Here is a 20221-nt window from a genome sequence, read left to right on the forward strand (position 1 = left end):
CTCACGGTGCGTTCGTGAACAATTCGCAGGTCATGTTGTAGTAGCGGTCGGTCTGTCCGAGGTGCCGCATCCCGAGACGTCTGCAGACCGCCTGCGACGCGGTGTTCTCCGGCCACGTCACGGCCAGCACCGGTGAGATTCCCGAACGGGCCGCGTAGGCCATCACCGCGTTCGCCGCCTCGGTGGCGTACCCCTTCCCCCACGCGTCCGGATGCAGGTGCCAGCCGATCTCGGTGTCCTCGGTGGGAAGCATCCGCTCGCCGGAGGCCGGCAGCGGGACCAGCAGCGCGGTGCCGAGCAGACGGCCGGTCGCCCGGTCCTGGACCGCCCAGACGGTGTGCATGTCGTCCTGCCGCGCCCGCCACCGGGACAGCGTCGCCACGGCGTCGTCGCGGTCGGTGAGAGCCCGCGGCGCCGAGCCGAGAAAGCGTGCCACCTCCCAGCGCGAGTACATGTCGAGGAGAAAGTCGACGTCCTTCTCTTCCCACTCGCGCAGAAGCAGCCGTGGTGAGATCAGTGACCGCATCGCCGCAGCGTAACCAGTAAAGCGGTGGAGCGTAACCGGCCGGTAATCCGTTCGCTGAGCAACCCGGCACCGTTTGTGACGTTGGAAGAACGTGCGCCCGGAGCAACCCGTCAGAAGCATGGTCTACGGTCGGCACGTGCTGGAAGAGCCCGTCGACGACACCGCCATCGCCGCAGTCTCCGTGGAGACCGAGCCGAGCGGCTTCACCGTCCGTCTGGAGAACTTCACCGGCCCGTTCGACCTGCTGCTGCAACTGATCGGCAAGCACAAGCTGGACGTCACCGAGATCGCGCTGCATCAGGTCACCGACGACTTCATCGCCTACATCCGGGCCATGGGTGACGACTGGGACCTCGGCGAGACCAGCGAGTTCCTGCTGGTCGCGGCCACCCTCCTCGACCTCAAGGCGGCCCGGCTGCTGCCCGCCGCCGAGGTCGAGGACGAGGAGGACCTCGCCCTCCTGGAAGCGCGCGACCTGCTCTTCGCCCGGCTGCTGCAGTACAAGGCCTTCAAGGAGGCGGCCGCGCACATCGCGGAGCTCGAGGCCACCGGGGCGCGTCGCTGGCCGCGGATGGTCAGCCTCGAGCAGCGGTACGCGGACGCGCTGCCCGAACTGGTCCTCGGCGTCGGCCCGCAGCGGATGCTGAAACTGGCCCTGAAGAGCTTCCTGCCGAAACCAGGCCCGCCGCAGGTGTCCATCGCCCACATCCACCAGGTCCGAGTCAGTGTCCGCGAGCACGCCACCCTGCTGCGTGACCGGTTGCGCCGGGCCGGCCACGCCACGTTCAGCCTGCTCGTCGCCGACTGTGCGAACACGCTGGAGGTGGTGGCCCGATTCCTGGCCCTGCTGGAGCTGTACCGGGAAGGGCTGATCGAGTTCGAGCAGCCGGTCTCGCTGGACGAGCTGACCGTCCGCTGGATCGGCGGAGACGCCGACGTCGAGCTCGACATCGACGACTACGAGGGCAGCAAACCGGTGGATGAAGGTACCGATTCGGACGAAACATCGGCGGCGCGGCTTGACGAGCCCGGCCCTGATAGCGATCTTGGCACGGGTGACGAGACCCCGGCGGCGGTGAAGGAGACATCGTGAGCAGCGAGGAGCGTCCCGAATCCCTGGCGGCGCAGGCGGCCGCATGGGTGCCGCCGTGGGAGCGCCGACGCCCGCCGGACCGGGACTATCAGGAGGCGGCCTCCTCGGCGGAAGAGGCCGAACCCGCGACGATCGACCTCGAGCCGGAACCCGCGCCTGCCTCGGAGCCTGAGCCGGAAGCCGCGCCTGCCCCGGAAGCGAAACCTGCGCCGGCCCCCGAGCTGGAATCGGAGCCTGTGCCTGAGCCGGCGGCTGAGCCCGCCCCGCCCCGTGAGCCCGCCCCGGCCCCCGAGCTGGAATCAGCGTCTGAGCCCGCCCCGGCGGCTGAGCCCGCCCCGGCGCCCGAGTCGGCGCCTGAGCCCGCGCCTGTTTCGGTGCCGGAGCCGGAGCCGAGGATCGCGGTGCCCACCCAGCCGCGGCGACAGCGGGAAAGCGACGCTCCCACCCGTACCCCTGCTGTGATGGACGACGCAGAGCTCGCGGCGGCCCTCGAATCGATCATGCTGGTGGTCGACGAGCCGGTAGGCGAGTTGCAGTTGGCGCAGGTCCTGGAGCAGCCGGTGGAGCGGATCGCCCGCACCCTGGAGGACGTCTCGGCGCGCTACACCGCGGCCGGGCACGGCATCGACCTGCGGCGGGCCGCCGGCGGATGGCGGCTCTACACCCGCCCGGAGTACGCGCACTACGTCGAACGGTTCGTCCTCGACGGCCAGTCGGTGCGGCTCACCCAGGCCGCCCTGGAGACACTCGCCGTGGTCGCCTACAAGCAGCCGGTCACCCGATCCCGCATCTCGGCCATCCGCGGTGTGAACTGTGACGGGGTGATGCGTACGCTGGTCACTCGCGGCCTGATCGAGGAGTGCGGCACCGAACCGGAAACCGGGGCATACCTGTACCGGACGACGTCGTTGTTCCTCGAGAAGCTCGGCCTCAACTCGGTCGACCAGCTGCCGCCGCTTGCTCCGTTCCTGCCCGACGACGTGGAAGAAGTGCTCGATGCCTCAGGCTGACACCGCCGAACGCCTCCAGAAAGTCCTGGCGGCGGCCGGTGTTGGATCCCGGCGCGCCTGCGAAGATCTGATCTTCCGGCGGCGCGTCACCGTCAACGGCCGGGTTGCCAAACTCGGCGACAAGGTCGACCCCGCCACGGCGGAGATCCACGTCGACGGGCAGCGGGTGATCACCGACACCAAGCTCGTCTACGTGGCGCTGAACAAGCCGCGCGGCGTCGTCTCCAGCCTCGACGACGAGAAGGGCCGCACCGAGCTGGCCGACTTCCTCGGCGCCAACTTCGAGCAGCGGCTGTTCCACGTGGGCCGGCTCGACGCCGACTCCGAGGGGCTGCTGCTGTTCACCAACGACGGCGGGCTGGCGCACAAGCTGATGCACCCGTCGTATGAGATCAACAAGACCTATCTGGCCGAGGTGGTCGGGCCGCTGCCGCGCAGCGTGGGCCGGGCTCTGCAGGCCGGTGTCGAGCTGGAGGACGGCCCGGCGAAGGTGGACTCGTTCCGCCTGGTCGACGCGATCGGCAAGACAGCCCAGGTGGAGATCGTCCTGCACGAGGGCCGCAAGCACATCGTCCGCCGGATGATGGACGCCGTGGGGCACCCGGTCACCCGGCTCATCCGGACAGCGGTGGGCCCGATCCGGCTCGGCGACCTGCGGCCCGGCGGCTTCCGCCACCTGTCGTCCGCCGAGATCGCGGCCCTGTTCAAGGCCGTCGGCGACTAGTAGGTGCGATCGGGCAGCGCGTCCGCGGCTGAGTTCCGGTCGAAGACCGCCTTCTGCGACTCCACGCGCTTCTGCACGTCGGCGCCGAAGAACAGGTCGATGACCACCGTCATCAGCTGCTCGCCGATCTCCGGGCTGCACTCGACGACGTAGTTCAGCTTGCCGTCCGCCAGGGCCTTCAACCCGGCCCTGGTGGCGTCGACGGTGACGATCCGGACGTCCGTGCCGGGCTTCTTTCCGGCGGCCTGGAGCGCCTTGATCGCACCCAGGCCCATGTCGTCGTTCTGGGCGAAGACGGCGTCGATCCGCTTGACCCGGCGCAGCAGCTTCTTCATGGCCGCCTCGCCGCCGGCCACGGTCCAGTTGCCGGGCTCGCTGTCCATCACCCGCAGCTTGCCGTGCCGGTACGCGGTCTCCCGGAAGCCCTCGGTACGCAGTCTGGTCGGCGACGATCCGGGCGTGCCGCGCAGTTCCACGACGTTGACGTGGCCGCTGAACTCGTCGTAGTCGTTCTCCAGGTAGAGCGCCGCCAGGTTGCCCTCGGAGGAGAACTCGGCGCCGATCGAGCTGACGTACAGCGATTCGTCCGCGGTCTCGATGAGCCGGTCGGTGAGCACCACCGGGATCCCGGCGTCGCGGGCCTGGCGCAGCACGGGGTCCCAGCCGGTCTCCACCACCGGCGAGAAGGCGATCACGTTCACCTTCGTCGCGATGTATGACTGAATCGCCGCGATCTGCTTCTTCTGGTCCCCGTCGGCGTTGTCGAATTTCAGCGTGACCCGGTTGCGCTCGGCCGCTTTCTTGATCGACGCGGTGTTCGCCGCACGCCAGCCGCTCTCCGAACCCACCTGCGAGAACCCGAGGACGATCGGGCCGCTGGGGACATCCCACCTGGAGTCCCGCTGCTCGTCGCTTCCGCAGCCGGCCAGAACCGTACACATGCCGGCGGCGCCGAGTGATATGAACGAACGTCTGCGCATGGGTAGAACTCCCGTTGACGGCGATGATCAATCCCGGAACGGATGATGACGATAACAACGTGTTAACCGTCGCTCTACCCCCTGTTGGCGTCGGCGGGCGAAATGCACCGCCGACGCCATAATGATCACGCTCTCATGACGGTGGCGATCGGAATTCCGGCCGCCCGGATCGCCGGAACGAAGCCGCCCAGCACACCCGCGATCAGACCGGCGATCACCCCGGCCACACCCGCGTCCCACGGGAAGACGACACCCTGAAGGAACGGCTGCGAGTCGCCGGCCAGCAGCACGATGCCCTTCAGCGCGGCTGCGCTCACGGCGATCGCCAGAGCGGCCGTCAACAGCCCGGTGATCAGGGTTTCGGCCAGCACGATACCGGCCAACAACGCGCGAGGCGTGCCCACCGCCCGGCGCAACGCGAACTCCTCGACCCGCTCGCCGACCGTCGCCAGGCCGACGTTCAAGATGCCGGCGACACCGATGAGCAGTACCAGCCCGGCCATCGCCAGGAAGATCAGCCGCATCAGGGACAGCTCTTTCTCCTGCTCCTTGCGCGAGTTGATCAGTTCGACGTACGGCTCCGCGTTGATCGCCTTGAGCTTGCTGGTCAGCACCTGCTCCACCGGCGTCGACGCGGTCATCAGGACGTTCAGTTCACCCATCGCCGGATCGATCAGCTTCGTCGCCGGGATCCAGTTGGCCATCTCGTCCATCCGCACGTACGCCCGCGGCTGGTAATCCCCGTCGTCGATGACCCCGATGATCTGCGGTGTCAGGTTCGCGCTCGCCCCCGGCACCCGCATCTCGGCCGGTACCTTGTACCGCTCGAAACCCTTGGCCGCCTCCTTGTTGAGAACCAGCCGCGGCGCCATCATCGGCAACGAATCGAAGTCCAGCCACTGCCCGGCGGACGCCCGGAACGGCCGGAACTTGCGGACGTCCCCGGTCAGCGCGGTCAGCCGCACCTCGATGGCCTGGCCCTCCGGACCGGCCTCCGCCGGCGTCTGCTCCCGGCAGTTGCCGTTCTCGTCGCAGAACATCGGCGCGCCGTAGTAGCCGATCTCGTCGAACGGCGAGGCATTCGGATTCACCGGCCGGACACCCGGCTCGCCGATGATCGCCGAGACGCCGACCACCGCCACCGCGTCGTCCCGCCCCGGGACGGTGCCCATGATGATCTCGCTGAGCTGCGGCTGCGGGGCCATGTTCATGACCTTCGTGCCGTCCAGGCCACGCTGCAACTCCATGTCGGCCAGCAGGGCCCGCTCGGCGATGCTGGCGCCGGCCTGCACCACCACGACAGCGAGCACCCCGAGGAACAGGCTCACCATGGACAGCAGCGTGCGGGTCTTGCGGGACCGGATCCCCTGCAACCCGATGATCAGAGCCGACCGGAAACGGCCCGAGAAGCGCATCATGCGGCTACTCGCTCGGTCAGCACACCCTCGTTGAGGTGCAGGATCCGGCCCATCCGGGCGGCGTGATCCCGGTCGTGGGTGACCAGGATGAGCGCGCAGCCCCGGGCCGTCACACCCTGGAGGGCGTCGATGACGAGCGTGCCGGTCTCGGTGTCCAGGGCGCCGGTCGGCTCGTCGGCCAGCAGGATCCGCGGCTGCCGCACCAGGGCCCGCGCGATCGCCACCCGCTGCTGCTCACCACCGGACATCTTGGCCGGCCGGTTCTTCGCCAGATGGGCGATGCCGACCTCCTCGAGCGCCGCCATGACCTTGGCCTTGCGGGCCCGGCGGGGCAGCCAGCCCTGGCCGTTCACCAGCGCCATCGCCACGTTCTGGGCCGCCGTCAGATGCTTGAGCAGGAAGAACCGCTGAAACACGAACCCGAAGTGCGAACTGCGCAGCTTCGCCGCCCGCCGCTCCGGCAGCCGGCTGATCTCGGTCCCGTCCAGCAGATAGCTGCCCTGATCCGGGCGGTCGAACAAGCCCAGCACACTGAGCAGAGTGCTCTTGCCCGAACCGGACCGGCCTACGATGGCCAGGCTCTCCCCGGGAAACACGCTCAGGCCGACACCGTCGAGGATCGTACGCGGCTGCTCCTGTCCTTTGAGGATCTTCGTGATGCCGTCGAGTTCGATCAGGGCTGTCACTTGGTCGCCTCGCCCGGCGCCGGGGTCGGCAGGTTCGGCCCGGGCACCGCGATGGTCTCGTTACCTTGCAGGCCCTTCTTGATCTCGATGACCTTGCCGTCCGAGATGCCCAGCGTCACGTCGATCGTCTTGCGCCGCCGCTCCTCGCCGATGACCAGATCGACCTTGCCCTTGCCCTGCGACCCGGCGACCGCCTCCACCGGCAGGACCAGCGCGTCCTCGGCCCGGCCGGTGATCACGTCGAGCGTGACGTCCGAACCGTTGATCAGCTTGGTCTTCGCCGGGGCGACACACACCACCTGAAGACCGGTCGGATCAGAACCGGTCGCACCCTCGGTCGGCGGCTCCTCCTGGCTCACGGGCGCAGACGGGTTCTGCGCGGGCTGCTTGGTGGGATCAGGTTCCGGTTCCGGCAGCGTCCCGGCGGGCAGAGCGGCGATCGTGCCGATCGGCTCACAGTTGAACGGGCCAGGACCGTTCTTGATCTGCGCCTTGATCGACTTCACGGCCCCGGAGATCCGGTACGCCTGCGCGCTGTCGATGTCGGCCACGATGCCGTAGCCGACATGCTTCGCCGAGATGATCGGCATGTTCTTCGACACCGGCGACTTGTCGGCCATCAACCGCCCGGCCATGATCGAGCCCTCCGGGATGTACACCCGGCGCGGGGCGCCCCCACCCCACACCGACGCCACCCAGGTGTCCCGCACCACCGGCGTCGTAGTCGGCTGCCGGTCGGTGAACCGCAGCTCTCCCGCGCCCGGCGCCACGATCCCGAACGTCGGGTTGATCGTCACCTTCCCGGCCAGGCTGATCTTGTTCACCAGGTCCTGCCTGGTCGGCTGCACAGTGGTGAGCACAGTCCCGCGGGCCTCGAGCTCCGGTGTCTGCGCCTGCTCGCTCTCCGACGTACAGCCACTCAGAAGCACCGCGACGGCTGAGGCCATCACGAACACACGTCTCTTCACCCGGTTCCCCGTTCACCCTGACAGCGGACATACCGGCATCGAAGGGAGTGCCCGCGACCCGGCGCGACGGAACGGTACATGACCGTCGCAAGCCAAAGCGAGAGCTGTGCGCGGGTTCCTCCCCATCCTCACGCAGGGCGAACCATCGACAGCACACAGTCGGCCCCGGCCGGGTCGCATTCGCCCGGCGCGGTCGCCGTGCGCGGCCGAGTTCGCGTTCAGTCTGTGCGGTTTCCGTGCGCGGCGAGCGGCGTGGCCGGATTCGCGTTCAGCCTCTGCGGTTCCGTGCGCGGCGAGCGGCGTGGCCGGATTCGCGTTCAGTCTGTGCGGTTTCCGTGCGCGGCGAGCGGCGTGGCCGGATTCGCGTTCAGCCCCTGCGGTTCCGTGCGCGGCGAGCGGCGCGGGGGTTTCGGATCGGTGGGTTGCGTTCAGTCCATGCGGTAGCCGTGCGCCGCGAGCACGGTCAGCAGCTGCTCATCGAACGCGATCTCGTCCCCATCGCGCCACTGGTGCCCGCCCGAACACTGCCAGTTGGGTGGTTGCCTTGGCATGAGGCAGCCGCCGAGGGCCAACTCCCCGCTCTGCGCGGCCGCGAGCGCTTCCGGTGCCGGAAGACCGAAGATCAGCGGCACCCCGGACGCGCCGCACTCGGGACACAAACTCACTCTCGCACCGTACCCGCGACCTTCCCACCACACCTGGGTCTTCCGGCTCGGCTACGCCTTCGCCGCGATGGTGGTCCAGCCAGGCGTCCCCGTTCCGCCCTTTCCCGGTACGGCCTACCCGCCCCCACCAGGGAAGTCGGCGACCTGCCTGCCACTCCGGCCCGCGAGGCCCGCGCCGGGCTGAGACCGGTGGGGGCCGTCCACACGCAGGCGGCGACGCTGGAGTCGATCTTGTTCGGCGGTCGTGGGCGCTGTCTCGGACCGTCTCAGGCAGCGCCCACGACCAGCCGGTACCGCTCGGCTGGCGCTGAGTGTCGTCTCAACGGTGCGGTTGGCAGAGTGGCAGCGCTGACATAAATGATGTTCGTGTGCACCTCCCGCGTCGGGGTCTGACCCGAGCTCTGACTGACTTCGGGTCTTTAAAGGGGATCTGTCCCTGCTGGCTTATCAATTAAGGTTCGCTCTCAGCGCATGTCCGGTCCGACCCCGCTTTGTCAGGCCTCACGACGTGGGTGCGGGGTAGCGGAGACCGGACCTGGATCAGGGGTTCGATGACCGGCGACGGCGGTCGGCGGTCCGAGACCGGTGAAGATCGGTCCGTTGCGGTGGTTACGCATGTGGACGGCATTGCGTGGACGGCATTGCGTGGACGGTGTGCTCGTTGCTGGGCAAGACCGGCGAAGCGACCCGGCCGGCCGCGAGGGCTCCTCGGCGATCGCTGCTGACGCTGCCTTGTGAACTCCAGCGTGTGGCACCGGGGCCGGCCGTCGCACGTAACCGCCACCACGTTCACCGACTGGCAGCGGACGCAGGAACGAAATCCCGTCCGGGGAGACGGCCACGGATCTCGGCCATCTGTGTTCCGTAGACGTGACACCCGCAACGGGTGTCATCACACCCACTACGGGTGTCGTGTTCTCCGAGCACACATCGCCCTGCACGCCGGCCCTCCGCCCACCGGACGACAGAACGACAGAACGACAGAACGACAGGGCGACAGAACGACAGGGCGGCGGGCGGCAGGGCGGCAGGGCGGCGGGGCGGCGGGGCGGCCGGGGCGACAGGGCGCCGGGGCGGCCGGAGCGGCGGGGCTCACCGTCGGTGCGCTGTGGGCGCCCGCCCGGCGGGCAGACGGGGCTTGAGCGACTCGGCACGCACGCGGGGCCTTGCGCGGTCGCTCACGAGTGTCACAGCGGTGCTCGGGGCTCACCGTCGGTGCGCTGTGCGGCCCCGCCCGCCTGCCCGGCGGGCTTGCAGGCAGGCGGAGCGGGGCGGGCGATTCGGCCATCAGGGTCAGCGCTCACGACCAGCCGAACAAGATCAGCCAAAGTCCGGACGGTCCCAGACCGGTGGCCGAGGGCTGTCCGGCTCGGTGGTTGGTGTTGTTCGGCTGGTCCTCAGCGCACTTCGGGTGTTGTGAGGCCGCTCTGGTGGTCGGCTGGGGAACGGCTTTTCGGCCGGGAACGGCGGCGGGTGGCGCCGACCAGGTGGGCCCGCCCGGTCGGTGAGCGCACGGCGCCGGCCGTGGTGGCCGACGGGTTTCGTACGGCCGTCGGCCGTGATGGGCCACCGGATCAGCCCGGCGGGCGCGGCACTGCCTTGCGTTGCGGTGAGCCACGGTTCGCTCGAATGGGGACGTGCACGGCGTACCGGGAAAGGAAGCGGAAGAGGGCCGCCTGGAGTGACCGTCGTCAGGTCAGGCGGGTGACCAGGATGCGGCCGCCTTCGAAGACGCCGCCGTCGATGGCCAGTACGCGGCCGCCGGTGTAGCGGTGGGCGGTGACGGCTTCGGCGGGGGTGAGGCCGAAATGGCTGAGCAGGGTGCTGTGGCCGTGGACGATCGTGCTGCCGCCGTAGATGGACAGCAGTTTGTCGACGGCGGCGGGGGAGACGAGGTCGCCGCGTCCGCAGAACCGGGACCACAGGTGCAGCCAGATGTACGGGTCGCTGCTGGCCAGGGCCGCGTTCACGTGATCGTTGACGGCGTTGCGGGAGGCGCCGAACTCCAGGTAGCCGGTGCTGTCGCAGTGGGCGAGCAGGTGGTCGTCGGCCAGTGCCAGGGTGGGGCGGGAGGAGAGCCAGGCCAGGTGGTCGGGGGTGAGGCGGCGCAGATCGCGTTCGCGGCCGCCGTAGAGCCGCCAGACGCCGTAGTAGCCGCCCTCCTCCGGCGGCCATCCCGGGACCGGGTCGGTGCCGAATCGGTGGGCGGCCATCAGGAACACCTCGTGGTTGCCGAGCAGGGCCTGGACGTCGCCACCCGCGTACGCCGCCTGCGTGGACCAGCGGCGGATGTCGTCGACGACGCCCAGTCCGTCGGGGCCTCGGTCGAAGTAGTCGCCGAGCAGCCACAGGCGGGCGTCGGCGCCGCACCAGTCGCCGGCCGTGTCGATCAGGCCGGCGTCGTGCAGGGCGTCGCGGAACTCGGATCGGTGACCGTGCATGTCACTGGCTGCGAAGAGAGGCGGCACGGGCGAGGACTATAGTCCCGCCGGGTATCGGCGTCGTTGCGTTTCAGGAGGCCGGCACCGGGGCGGTGAGCAGCGCGCCGATGTCGCCGGCCGGGATCGGGCGGGCGAAATGGTAGCCCTGCGCGTACCGGTAGCCGAGCGCGTGCAGCCGGTCCGCCTGATCCTGGGTCTCCACGCCCTCCGCCACGGCGCGCAGGCCGAGTGTCGACGCGATGGTGCTCAGCGACGAGGCGATCGCTTCCTGTTCGGCGGTGCCGTTCAGGTCGTCGATGAACGACTTGTCCACTTTGAGGGTGGTGACGGGGCAGGTACGCAGCAGGGTGAGCGAGCTGTGCCCGGTGCCGAAGTCGTCCAGGGCCAGGCCGACGCCGAGGTCGCGCAACTCCCGTACGGTCTCCAGCGCGGCCCCACCGGCGAACACCGCGGTCTCGGTGATCTCGATGGTGATCCGGTCGGGAGCGAGCCCGTGCCGGTGCAGGGCGTCGGCGACCATGCCGGGCAGATCCGGGTCGAGCAGCTGCCGTGCCGACACGTTGATGTTGACGCGCGGGCCGGCCGTGCCGTGGCTGCGCTGCCAGGCCGCGGCGTCGGCGCAGGCCGTGTCGATGATCCACACGCCCAGGTCGATGATCAGGCCGCTGTGTTCGGCGACCGGGATGAACTCGGCCGGCGAGATCACCGGCTGTCCGGTCGGCTGCCAGCGGATCAGCGCCTCGACCCCGATGACCGAGCCGCTGGGCAGTTCCACGATCGGCTGGTAGAGCAGATTGAACTCGCCCAGTTCGAGGCCGCGGCGCAGGGCGGCGGCCAGTTCGGCGTGATGCTGGGCGGTGGCGTCGAGGGCGCTGCTGTGCTCGCGGGCCCGGTCGGCGCCGGTGTACTTGGCGGCCTGGAGGGCGAGTTCGGCGCGGCGCAGCAGATCCGGCACGTCCACCCCGGCGCCGCAGGCGACACCGGAGGTGACGGTCACCAGCAGGTCCCGGGAGCCGACCCGCAACGGGGTGCGGAACGCGTTCACCAGGGCGTCGGCCAGGCCCGGGTCGGCGCCGGGGGCCAGCACACCGAACTCGTCACCGAGCAGCCGGGCCACCATCGTGTCGCCGCTGACGACCGTGGACACCCGTGCGGCGGCGGCGCGCAGCAGGGCGTCGCCGGTGTCGTCACCCAACTGGTCGTTGAGCGCCGCGAAGCCGTCCAGGTCGCAGACCGCGACGGTGGCCGGCGCGGTCCGCCCGGTCAGGGTGGTGGTGAACAGCCGGCGGTTCGGCAGGCCGGTCAGGTCGTCGTGGTCGGCCTGGTCCTCCAGCCGGTCGAGCAGCACCGCGTTGTGCAGCAGGGCGGTGAGCTGCCGGACCACCACGAGAACGGTCAGCACCACGGAGCCGGCGACCAGACCGGGCGGCAGGTGGCCGTGGTCGAAGGTGACCGCGATGAGCATCGCGGTGACCGAGGCGACCGCCGCGTACGGGACCATGCTGATCCGCCGCCACACGCCGCCGCGCCGGTCGCCCGACAAAGGCGGTAAGGTCGGCGAGGCACCGGCGGCGGTGTCGACGTTGGACCGGGTCTGCACCCATGCGGCCGCCGAGAACAGCAGCCCGACCAGCGGCAGCGCGGTCGCTGTGCCGTTGAGATGCGGCCAGCCGGACAGGGCCGGAGCCAGCAGCCAGGCGCCGGGGCCGAGAAGCCCGACCGGGGCGAGCACCCACAACGCGGGGGCCAGGACCGGGCTGGCGCCGGTCACACCCACCTTGATCACCGTGACGACCGCGGCGGACGCGGTGACCATCACGGTGACCAGCAGCGCGGCCGTGAGCGGGTTGTCGGCGGCGGGCAGGGCGGTACGCCACAGGAACCGAGTGAAGATCAGAGTGGCGGCGACCGCGACGATCGCGATGTCCAGGAAGCTGGCGATGGCGGCCTGCCAGGTGCGCCGGATGACCGGCAGCCGCAGCACCGCGCCCATCGCGAGGACACCCGCGCCGGCGAAGCAGGCCGCGGTCACCGGGTTCGTCGGCTGCGTGCTCCCGAGCAGCGCCTGACTGACGATCTGCGCCACGCAGCCAGCCAGCAGGCAGAAGCCGGCGTGGGCCAGCTGTCGCCAGAAGACGCGGACCGGCCCCTGGCGGGCGCCGGCGGCAGCGATCCGGCAGGCCGCGATCGCGGTGCCGATACCGCCGGCGGTCGTCGGCAGAAGCAGCCACGGCGGGACCGGCCGGTACCAGCCGACCGCGCCCAGCACGACAGTCGCCAGCAGCCAGAATGCCGCCAACGCCAGAAGCCCGGTGGCGGTGCGGAGCGAGGGTCTCGTCACGCCCGATCGATCGGCAGGGGATGGACGCCGGTTGAGTCAATCGGGGGAGAGCAGACTCTTCCGCACCTTGCCCATGGCGTTACGGGGCAGCGCGTCGACGTGGCGTACCCGCCGGGGCCGTTTGTGGGCGGCCAGCCGCTCGGCGACGAACGCGATCAGCTCGCTCTCCGGGACGGGGCTGCCGACGACGTACGCGGTGATCTGCTCACCCAGGTCGGCGTGCGGGGTGCCGATGACCGCGGCCTCGCGTACCGCCGGATGCAGCAGCAGCACGTCCTCCACCTCGCCGGCGCCCACCCGGTAGCCGCCCGTCTTGATCAGGTCGGTGGAGGCGCGGCCGATGATGCGATGCCGGCCGTCGGGGGCGATCGTGGCCACGTCGCCGGTCGGGAACCAGCCGTCCACCAGGTCCGCGGGCCGTACGCCACCGTCGCGCAGATAGCCGTCCAACAGGGTGGGGCCGCGCACCTGGAGGTTGCCGACGGTCTCGCCGTCCGCGGGCAGGGGAGCGCCGGACTCGTCGACCAGCCGGGTGGCGACGCCGGGCAGGGGAGTGCCCACCTGGCCGGGGCGGCGATCGCCGTCGGCCCGGGCGCTCACCGTGATCAGGGTTTCGGTCATGCCGTACCGCTCGACCGGGGCCTGCCCGGTCAGCGTGGCGAGATCGGCGAAGACCGGCGCGGGAAGTGGGGCGCTTCCGGAGACCAGCAGCCGGGCCCGGCTCAGCGCTCTCGCGGCGCCCACGTCGGCGGCGATCCGGGACCAGACGGTGGGGACGCCGAAATACATGGTGCCGCCGGCGGCCGCGTAACTCGCCGGTGTGGGGCGGCCGGTGTGGATCAGGCGGCACCCCAGTCTCAGCGGTCCCAGGACTCCCAGGACCAGGCCGTGGACGTGGTAGAGGGGAAGCCCGTGGACGAGGACGTCGTCGGAGGTCCACTGCCAGGCCTCGGCCAGGGCGTCGAGATCGGCGGCGAGGGCCTCCTCGGAGATCACCACGCCTTTGGGGGCGCCGGTGGTTCCGCTGGTGTAGAGGACCAGCGCCGCCTCCACGTCCGACTCGTCGTGTTCCAGCGGCGAGAAGCCGGGCAGGATGACGGCGGCCCGTGAATCCTCCAGGATGTGCCGCCGTTCCAGGACGCCCGCATCCGGCGGCACCGGCACGATCGGCACCCCCGCCAGCAACGCCCCGGTCACCGCCACGATCGTCGACAGGGCCGGAACGGCGTCCACCGCCACGATCGGCGCCCCGGCGATCTCGGCGGCCACCCTCTCCGCCCGGTCGAGCAGTTCGTGCCGGGACAGTGAACCGTCCGGGGCGGTCACCGCCGCTTCCAGGTCGGCGGCTTCGCGCAATGCGGTGAGCATGACCGGATCCTACGAAAGGGCGACGCCTCTACCCTTGCCGCGCCTGGGATCCGCCAACCGCGTTGTCGCCGCCCGAAACGTCTGCCTACGGTCTGAATCTCCTGGTGAGAGGGGGCGGCGGGATGGCTGACCTGGCCCGGTGGCGGGATCTGCGCCGGCTGGCCCGCGGCTATCGGGGCCGGATCCTCGGAGCGGCGGCGCTCAGCCTCTTCGGAACGCTGCTGGCGCTCACCCAGCCGCTGCTGGCCCGGATCGCGGTCGACGGTGCCGCCGCCGGACGGCTGCCGTGGCCGGTGATCGGCGCGCTCGCCGCCCTGTTCACGGCCCAGGCGAGCGCGCTGGCCCTGGCCCGCTACGTGCAGGCGCACACCGGCGAGACGATGACCCGTGACCTGCGCCGGACGGTGACCGGTCATCTGCTGCGGGTGCGGTTGCCGGTGCTGGAACAGGGCCGTACCGGGGATCTGATCGCCCGCGCCTGCGGCGACACGGCCGCCGTGAAGACGTTGATCGCGCAGAGCCTCGGCACCGGCGTGGCCGGCCTGATCGGTCTGATCGCGGCGGCCGCCCTGCTGGCCTGGCTGGATCCGTGGCTGCTGGCCGCCGTGGTGGTGCTGTTCGGCGGCTCGTTCGGCGCGCTGCTGGCGGTGGTCCGCCGGGTGCGGATCGCCTCCCGCGGCGCACAGGCCGCCGAGGGCGCCCTGCTGTCCGATCTGGAACGTGCCCTCGGCGGCATCCGCGTGGTCCGGGCCTGCCGCGCCGAGCGCACCGAAGCCGCCCGCCTCGACTCGTCGGCCCGCCGCGCCTACCTGGCGAACCTGCGGATGGCCGGCATGGTCGCCCTGAGCGGCCCGGCCAACGACCTGGCGGTGAGCGGCGCGTTCCTGGCGGTCCTGCTGGTCGGCGCGTCCCGCGTCTCCGCCGGCGCGATGACCCTGGGCGAGCTGGTCGGTTTCACCCTGGCGATGACCTACCTGGCCGCCCCCGTCTACGAGATCTTCCAGGCGGTCAGCGCCGTGCAGCAGGGCACCGGCGCCCTGCAGCGCATCAACGAGGTACTGGCCCTGCCCGTCGAACGGGACCGCCCGGTGGCCGTGGCCCGAGTCCGAGGTGTCCCGCACCGCCCCGCACCGCTCCTGGAGTTCCGCGATGTCTGGTTCGGCTACGACCCCGGCCGCCCGGTCCTGCGGGGCATCGACTTCACCGTGCCGTCCCGCGGCCAGATCGCCCTGGTCGGCCCGTCCGGCGCCGGCAAATCCACGATCTTCGCGCTGGCCGAGCGCTTCTACGACCCCGACCGGGGCACGGTGTTCCTGAACGGCCGCGACGCCCGGCACACCCCCTACGCCCAGCACCGGGCCACGGTCGGCCTGGTCGAGCAGGACTGCCCGCTGCTGGCCGGCACCCTCCGCGAGAACCTCCTCTACGGCGCGGGCCAGGTGGAGGACACCGAACTCCGCCGCGTCCTGACGATGACCGGCCTCACCAGGATCGTGGCCGCCCTGCCGAACGGTCTGGACACCCCCGTGGGCGAGCGCGGCCGCCGCTTCTCCGGAGGCCAGCGCCAGCGGATAGCGATAGCCCGCTGCCTGCTCTCCCGCCCCTCACTGATCCTGCTGGACGAGCCCACCGCCCACCTCGACCCCGAGAGCGAACGCGCGCTGACCGCCACCCTCCGCCAGGTCTCCGCGGTCTGCGCCCTCATGGTGATCGCCCACCGCTTCTCCACGGTCCGCTCCGCCGACCACATCCTGGTGATCGACAGCGGCGTGGTGACAGCCTCCGGCACCCACGCCGAACTGTCCCGCTCCGACCCCTACTACCGCTCCTTCTCAGATCAAAACCCATCGATGGTACGCGCGACCCCGTCCCGCCTTCCTTGACCGCCCCGCCGTCTCCACGCGATCCCCCCGCCAGTCGCTCCCCTGCCGCGCCCGCCGGGCTGAGCTGCCCACTCCCGGTCTCCCAGATTCAGTGACTCTCTCCTCCACCAGGCGCTGTGGCCAGCAACCACAGTGCGCCGCCGCTGCCGCCACCACCGCCGCCGCCGCCACCACCGCCGCTGCCGCCACCACCGCCGCTGCCGCCACCACCGCCGCTGCCACCACCGCCGCTGCCGCCACCACCGCCGCTGCCGCCACCACCGCCGCTGCTGCCACCACCGCCGCTGCTGCCACCACCGCCGCTGCTGCCACCACCGCCGCTGCCGCCACCACCGCCGCTGCTGCCACCACCGCCGCTGCTGCCACCACCGCCGCTGCTGCCACCACCACCACCACCACCGCTGCCGCTGCCGCCGCTGCTGCTGCCGCCGCCGCTGCTGCTGCCGCCGCCACCGCCACCACCGCTGCTGCTGCTGCTGCTGCTGCCACCACCACCACCACCACCACCACCGCTGCCGCCGCTGCCGCTGCCACCACCACCACCACTGCTGCCGCCGCTGCCGCTGCCGCTGCCGCTGCCGCTGCCGCTGCCGCCGCCGCCGCCGCCGCTGCCGTCGTCGTCGATGCTGTCGCCGTTGCGCCGCCGCCGCTCGTTGCGCCAGAACGCCGCCTGTTCGCTACTGGTAGCAGTGAACTTTGGTGCGGGAGTCATCGGACTGGTCCGGTTTCGGCCGGCAGGAGACGCCGCCTTCTGCCACCAGGCCGCGTCGCCGTCAATATTCGCGATCGGTTGAGGCCGCCAGCCCTGCCTGGGCTGAACGGGCTGCCGATCGCGTGTTTCTCCCGCCTGACTTTGTCGGTGACGTCGAGAGCCACGTATCGCTGACCGCCAGCGCCGGCTACGGTGAACCGGCAGGGTGTTCTCAGGTTTCCGGCCACCCGAGTCGTCGCGGGTCACCTCGTTGCTTCCGGTACCAGGTGGCGCTCGAACTCAGCGACATTGACCTTGCCGGGTGGCGCTCGCGGTGGCCCGACATCCGGCGCTCGTTGCCACATGCGTAATCACCCGTCCGGCTCGGCATTCTCGTCGCGTCGGCCGTGGGAGAAATCTCTGGAAGCGACAATCTTTGAATGGGTCGGTAATTGCGTCTGATTTCGTCGCCAGGCTTGTGTGTCTCAACGCTCGAATCCGAAATTGGTCGAACGATTCTTAACTGATCGGGATCCTCGAGTTTGACTCTCTGGGACTCATTCAGTTTCAGGTGTGGCGAACACCGGTGGCGCGGCCCCGTGTTCGGCCAAGATGGCGCGATCGTATTTGCACGCCGAGTCAACGAAAGCGCCGGATCCGTGACTCGAAGGCTGGGGTCACGGGCTCGGGGTGCGCCGCCACGATCACGGTCCGGAGGGCGAACGGCGCAACGGATTCGGCCTGTCTGCCGGCGGGCGTTACCGACGCGGCCGGGGCGGCGATCGACACAGAGCGTTTGATCGGTGTTCCGGTGCCCCTCGGGCGCTTGGCCACGGCGCGGCGCAGTCTTCCAGAGACCGGTGGCGTGAGGCGATCACCGACGGGCATCGCCGGGCCATGAGATCGGGCGGTGGGCCATCCCGCAAGGCCGTTCGAATCCGAGCGCAACCGACTGCCCGCTGTCGGCAAGCCCCACGACTTGCCGCCATCCGCCGCCGGGCCGCCGTCAGGCCAGGGTCGGCCACCCGGGATCCGATGCCGGCCTTCGCCGACTGCTCGCTGATCCCGCGAGACGGTGGCCGCCCTCCCGAAGGTCGCGACCCCACTATGCCCCGTGCAGCCGCTGCCATTTCAGTCGTGACCTGCGTTACCCGCTCAGCCGCAATCTGCACTGGCTGTTCAACCGTGACCCGCGCGGTGTCGCGTGCGACTGTCCCGGCGGCGCTATCGGTGTACACCTTGATCTCGGCGTGAGCGCGGGGGTAGGCCCCGGTCTCGGCGTGATTATGGACCTGGCCTTGAGTGCGGGCGCGGACCTTAACGTCGGCACGGCTCACGCGCAATCGAAATGCCGCCTGCAGTGCGTGCTGCCGCAACGCGAAGTCCAGCTGCAAGGTCAGACCGGTGACCAGTAACGCGGCCCGCCCCTCCAGGGAGGTGACCGGACGGGTCCCGCGTTCGCGGGCGGGAGCTTTGGTCTGAACGCGGGCCCGGCGTGGACGCATGGCGCATGCCACAGCCTCGGAGAGGGTTTGAGCGTCGGCGGAGGCCTCAGCATCTGTTCGAGCGTAGGCCCGAGCGAGGTCTTCGGCCTTAATACCGGCTTGGGTCTGGGTGTGGGTGCGGGCTTCAGTACCGGCTTGGGTCTGGGTGTCGGCCTCGGCGCGGGTGCGGGTGTGGGTGTCCTCAGCACCGATGTGGGTGTGGGTGCGGGCCTCAGCACCGGCTTGGGTCTGGGTGCGGGCCTCAGTCTCAACGCGGATCTGGGCGTGGCGTAAGCGCTGGGCGTGACGCTGGCGGAGGCCCCAGGCGCGATGGCGCTGATGCTCTCGGCGGAAGCTTTCAGCGGCCGGGGAATGGTTGCGACGCGCGGTTCGGTCGCGCATCGCCGCCATCTCTTTCGAAGTGAATAACTGAAACTGCCGCATGCCTATATTGTCCTGCCCCCTCGGGCAGAAGTGTAAGTCCGGGAAAGGAGTTGATCATGCCAATCTCGACCGTATTAGAGTTCTGTAAGACCTCCTGAGATTGCTGGTACCGAGGTGACGTTCGGTCCATGATGGTCTTGAAGCATCGTCGTCGACATTTGCCGACTGTCGTGAATGGGTCCTGTCTGTTGTGGCTTCCGGGGGGAGATTCATGGAAGCAGGTGGGGTTGGGCCGGAGTTGGGGCGGGCGCCGGCCGTCTGTCTCCGTGGGCCGGGGTGTCTGCCTGAGTGGGGCGGGGCGCGGTGGTTTCTGAGCGAGCTGCGAACTCATGTTCGTCGCGGTGGTCCGCGTCTCGTCTGGTCCGTGCTGCAAGTGGCGTTCATGGACAGCGGCAGGGCGGTCGCCGACGAGTCGTTGCGGCTGGCCTTGTCCCCGATCTCCCTCGGGAAGCGACCTCGCCCACCCTCTGAGTCTTCACAACCCCGGGGTTGATCACGCTGGCCGGGAAACCTGCGTCATGGGCGCGGTTGCCGCTGGTTGGGGCGACGAGGCGGTTGTGGGCGGGCGAGCCCGTACCGGATGAGGGGTTTCAAGAGCAGTTCCAGCGGGCTTCGTCGATGTTCCACCAGCAGCGGGGGCACGGGTGGGACGTGGAATCGGGGGTGGCCTCGGTGAAGGTTTCGTCGGCGATCCACTCGGTGTAGGTGGCCGGGCCCATTTCGGCGATCAGCGCCTCCGTCTGGGTGGCCTGGGCGGCGAGCGCGCGCAGTTTGCGGTCCACCGTGGGCTGGTCGAGGGTCAGGTGCAGAGTCAGAGTGTGTTCCGGCTGGGTGATCGGGTAGCCGGGCAGGAAGACCTGGAAACGGTCGTTGACCGTGCGCCACCTGTCGGCCCATTCGTCGGTTACGGAGGCCTGGAGCAGGCGCGTGCCGACGGGGGCAGCCTTGTCCACGGCGGCGGCGGTCCAGCGGGCCACGGCCTGATGGTCGGGGTGGCCGGTGTTGCCGTCGGGACCGAAACTGATCACGGTGTCGGGGCGGATCAGGTCGATCAGATCGCAGAGTTCGGCGATCGCGACGGTGGGTGAAGCCTCGGCGCAACGACCGTCTTCGTAGCCGAGCCAATGGTGCTCCGTGACGCCCAGGAGGTGGAGGCAGTCGGTCAGTTCGATGGTGCGACGTTCGGCCAGGCGGGACGGTGGCCAACGGTCCGGGTCGGCGGTGCCGTGTTCGCCCCGGGTGGCGGTGACACATACGACCCGGGCGCCGGCGTCGCGGGCCAGGGCCATCAGGCCGCCGGAGAGGTAGGCCTCGTCGTCGGGGTGTGCCCAGATGCCGAGGATGGTGCCGAGCGCGCTGATGTCGGTGAGCATGTGAACACCATGCGGCCGGGCGCTTGCTGGATCCTTGCGGTTCGCTTGTACGGGTGACCTCGGCGGCTTGCGCGGGTGCCGCCTGGGGACTTGCGCGGGTGTCGCTTGGAGGCTTGCGCGGGTGCC

Annotated in this window: 15 protein-coding genes; 5 read left to right on the forward strand and 10 right to left on the reverse strand. The window is 70.3% G+C overall.

Annotation, left to right across the window (positions count from 1 at the left end):
- Position 1: 1 nt before the first annotated feature.
- Positions 2–526, reverse strand: coding sequence for a GNAT family N-acetyltransferase (locus tag AB0I88_RS23075; RefSeq protein ID WP_361027975.1), 525 nt, complete (start codon positions 524–526; stop codon positions 2–4).
- Positions 527–644: 118 nt separating this feature from the next.
- Here AB0I88_RS23075 and AB0I88_RS23080 point away from each other — a divergent pair, with 118 nt between their 5' ends.
- Genes AB0I88_RS23080 through AB0I88_RS23090 form a run of 3 tightly spaced genes read left to right on the forward strand, consistent with a single transcriptional unit; the run spans position 645 to position 3353 of the window.
- Positions 645–1619 (forward strand): ScpA family protein, encoded by a 975-nt coding sequence (locus tag AB0I88_RS23080; protein ID WP_361027978.1) that lies wholly within the window; start codon positions 645–647, stop codon positions 1617–1619.
- Complete coding sequence (gene scpB / locus AB0I88_RS23085) at positions 1616–2629, forward strand: SMC-Scp complex subunit ScpB (RefSeq protein WP_361027981.1); 1014 nt, start codon at positions 1616–1618, stop codon at positions 2627–2629. Before AB0I88_RS23080 ends, scpB begins: the two co-directional genes overlap by 4 nt.
- Complete coding sequence (locus AB0I88_RS23090) at positions 2616–3353, forward strand: pseudouridine synthase (RefSeq protein ID WP_361027984.1); 738 nt, start codon at positions 2616–2618, stop codon at positions 3351–3353. Before scpB ends, AB0I88_RS23090 begins: the two co-directional genes overlap by 14 nt.
- Here the strand turns inward: AB0I88_RS23090 and AB0I88_RS23095 are convergent.
- From AB0I88_RS23095 to AB0I88_RS23130, 8 genes are all read right to left on the reverse strand, one after another.
- A complete protein-coding gene (locus tag AB0I88_RS23095; RefSeq protein WP_361027987.1) occupies positions 3350–4333 on the reverse strand; it encodes an ABC transporter substrate-binding protein in 984 nt (327 codons plus the stop codon). The genes AB0I88_RS23090 and AB0I88_RS23095 overlap by 4 nt on opposite strands.
- Before the next feature lie 125 nt (positions 4334–4458).
- Positions 4459–5751, reverse strand: a complete 1293-nt coding sequence (locus AB0I88_RS23100) for an ABC transporter permease (protein WP_361027990.1) — start codon at positions 5749–5751, stop codon at positions 4459–4461.
- Entirely contained in the window at positions 5748–6437 is a 690-nt protein-coding gene (locus tag AB0I88_RS23105) for an ABC transporter ATP-binding protein (protein ID WP_361027993.1), read from the reverse strand. Before AB0I88_RS23105 ends, AB0I88_RS23100 begins: the two co-directional genes overlap by 4 nt.
- Complete coding sequence (locus tag AB0I88_RS23110; protein WP_361027996.1) at positions 6434–7405, reverse strand: efflux RND transporter periplasmic adaptor subunit; 972 nt, start codon at positions 7403–7405, stop codon at positions 6434–6436. The genes AB0I88_RS23105 and AB0I88_RS23110 overlap by 4 nt, the downstream gene beginning before the upstream one ends.
- 428 nt (positions 7406–7833) lie before the next feature.
- On the reverse strand, positions 7834–8070 hold the full coding sequence (locus AB0I88_RS23115; RefSeq protein WP_361027999.1) for a hypothetical protein: 237 nt from the start codon (positions 8068–8070) through the stop codon (positions 7834–7836).
- Positions 8071–9761: 1691 nt separating this feature from the next.
- Positions 9762–10538 (reverse strand): metallophosphoesterase, encoded by a 777-nt coding sequence (locus tag AB0I88_RS23120; protein WP_361028002.1) that lies wholly within the window; start codon positions 10536–10538, stop codon positions 9762–9764.
- 43 nt (positions 10539–10581) lie between these two features.
- The gene (locus AB0I88_RS23125; RefSeq protein WP_361028005.1) at positions 10582–12852 is read right to left on the reverse strand and encodes a bifunctional diguanylate cyclase/phosphodiesterase; all 2271 of its coding nucleotides are present in this window, start codon (positions 12850–12852) and stop codon (positions 10582–10584) included.
- A 36-nt stretch (positions 12853–12888) separates the two neighbouring features.
- Entirely contained in the window at positions 12889–14220 is a 1332-nt protein-coding gene (locus AB0I88_RS23130; RefSeq protein ID WP_361028008.1) for an AMP-binding protein, read from the reverse strand.
- Between the two features lie 122 nt (positions 14221–14342).
- Here AB0I88_RS23130 and AB0I88_RS23135 point away from each other — a divergent pair, with 122 nt between their 5' ends.
- Both AB0I88_RS23135 and AB0I88_RS23140 read left to right on the forward strand, forming a co-directional pair.
- Positions 14343–16103 (forward strand): ABC transporter ATP-binding protein, encoded by a 1761-nt coding sequence (locus AB0I88_RS23135; RefSeq protein WP_361028010.1) that lies wholly within the window; start codon positions 14343–14345, stop codon positions 16101–16103.
- A 116-nt stretch (positions 16104–16219) separates the two neighbouring features.
- A complete protein-coding gene (locus AB0I88_RS23140) occupies positions 16220–16897 on the forward strand; it encodes a hypothetical protein (RefSeq protein ID WP_361028013.1) in 678 nt (225 codons plus the stop codon).
- Between the two features lie 2415 nt (positions 16898–19312).
- Here AB0I88_RS23140 and AB0I88_RS23145 read toward each other — a convergent pair.
- Positions 19313–20095, reverse strand: a complete 783-nt coding sequence (locus AB0I88_RS23145; RefSeq protein WP_361028016.1) for a PIG-L family deacetylase — start codon at positions 20093–20095, stop codon at positions 19313–19315.
- Positions 20096–20221: the final 126 nt, after the last annotated feature.

Source organism: Actinoplanes sp. NPDC049802, assembly GCF_040656595.1.
Taxonomy (GTDB): Bacteria; Actinomycetota; Actinomycetes; order Mycobacteriales; family Micromonosporaceae; genus Actinoplanes.

Bases quoted from the DNA above. Each gene is read 5' to 3' on its own strand.
- AB0I88_RS23075 (WP_361027975.1), bottom strand. From the start codon at position 526: ATGCGGTCACTGATCTCACCACGGCTGCTTCTGCGCGAGTGGGAAGAG.
- AB0I88_RS23080 (WP_361027978.1), top strand. From the start codon at position 645: ATGGTCTACGGTCGGCACGTGCTGGAAGAGCCCGTCGACGACACCGCC.
- AB0I88_RS23090 (WP_361027984.1), top strand. From the start codon at position 2,616: ATGCCTCAGGCTGACACCGCCGAACGCCTCCAGAAAGTCCTGGCGGCG.
- AB0I88_RS23095 (WP_361027987.1), bottom strand. From the start codon at position 4,333: ATGCGCAGACGTTCGTTCATATCACTCGGCGCCGCCGGCATGTGTACG.
- AB0I88_RS23100 (WP_361027990.1), bottom strand. From the start codon at position 5,751: ATGATGCGCTTCTCGGGCCGTTTCCGGTCGGCTCTGATCATCGGGTTG.
- AB0I88_RS23130 (WP_361028008.1), bottom strand. From the start codon at position 14,220: ATGCTCACCGCATTGCGCGAAGCCGCCGACCTGGAAGCGGCGGTGACC.
- AB0I88_RS23135 (WP_361028010.1), top strand. From the start codon at position 14,343: ATGGCTGACCTGGCCCGGTGGCGGGATCTGCGCCGGCTGGCCCGCGGC.
- AB0I88_RS23145 (WP_361028016.1), bottom strand. From the start codon at position 20,095: ATGCTCACCGACATCAGCGCGCTCGGCACCATCCTCGGCATCTGGGCA.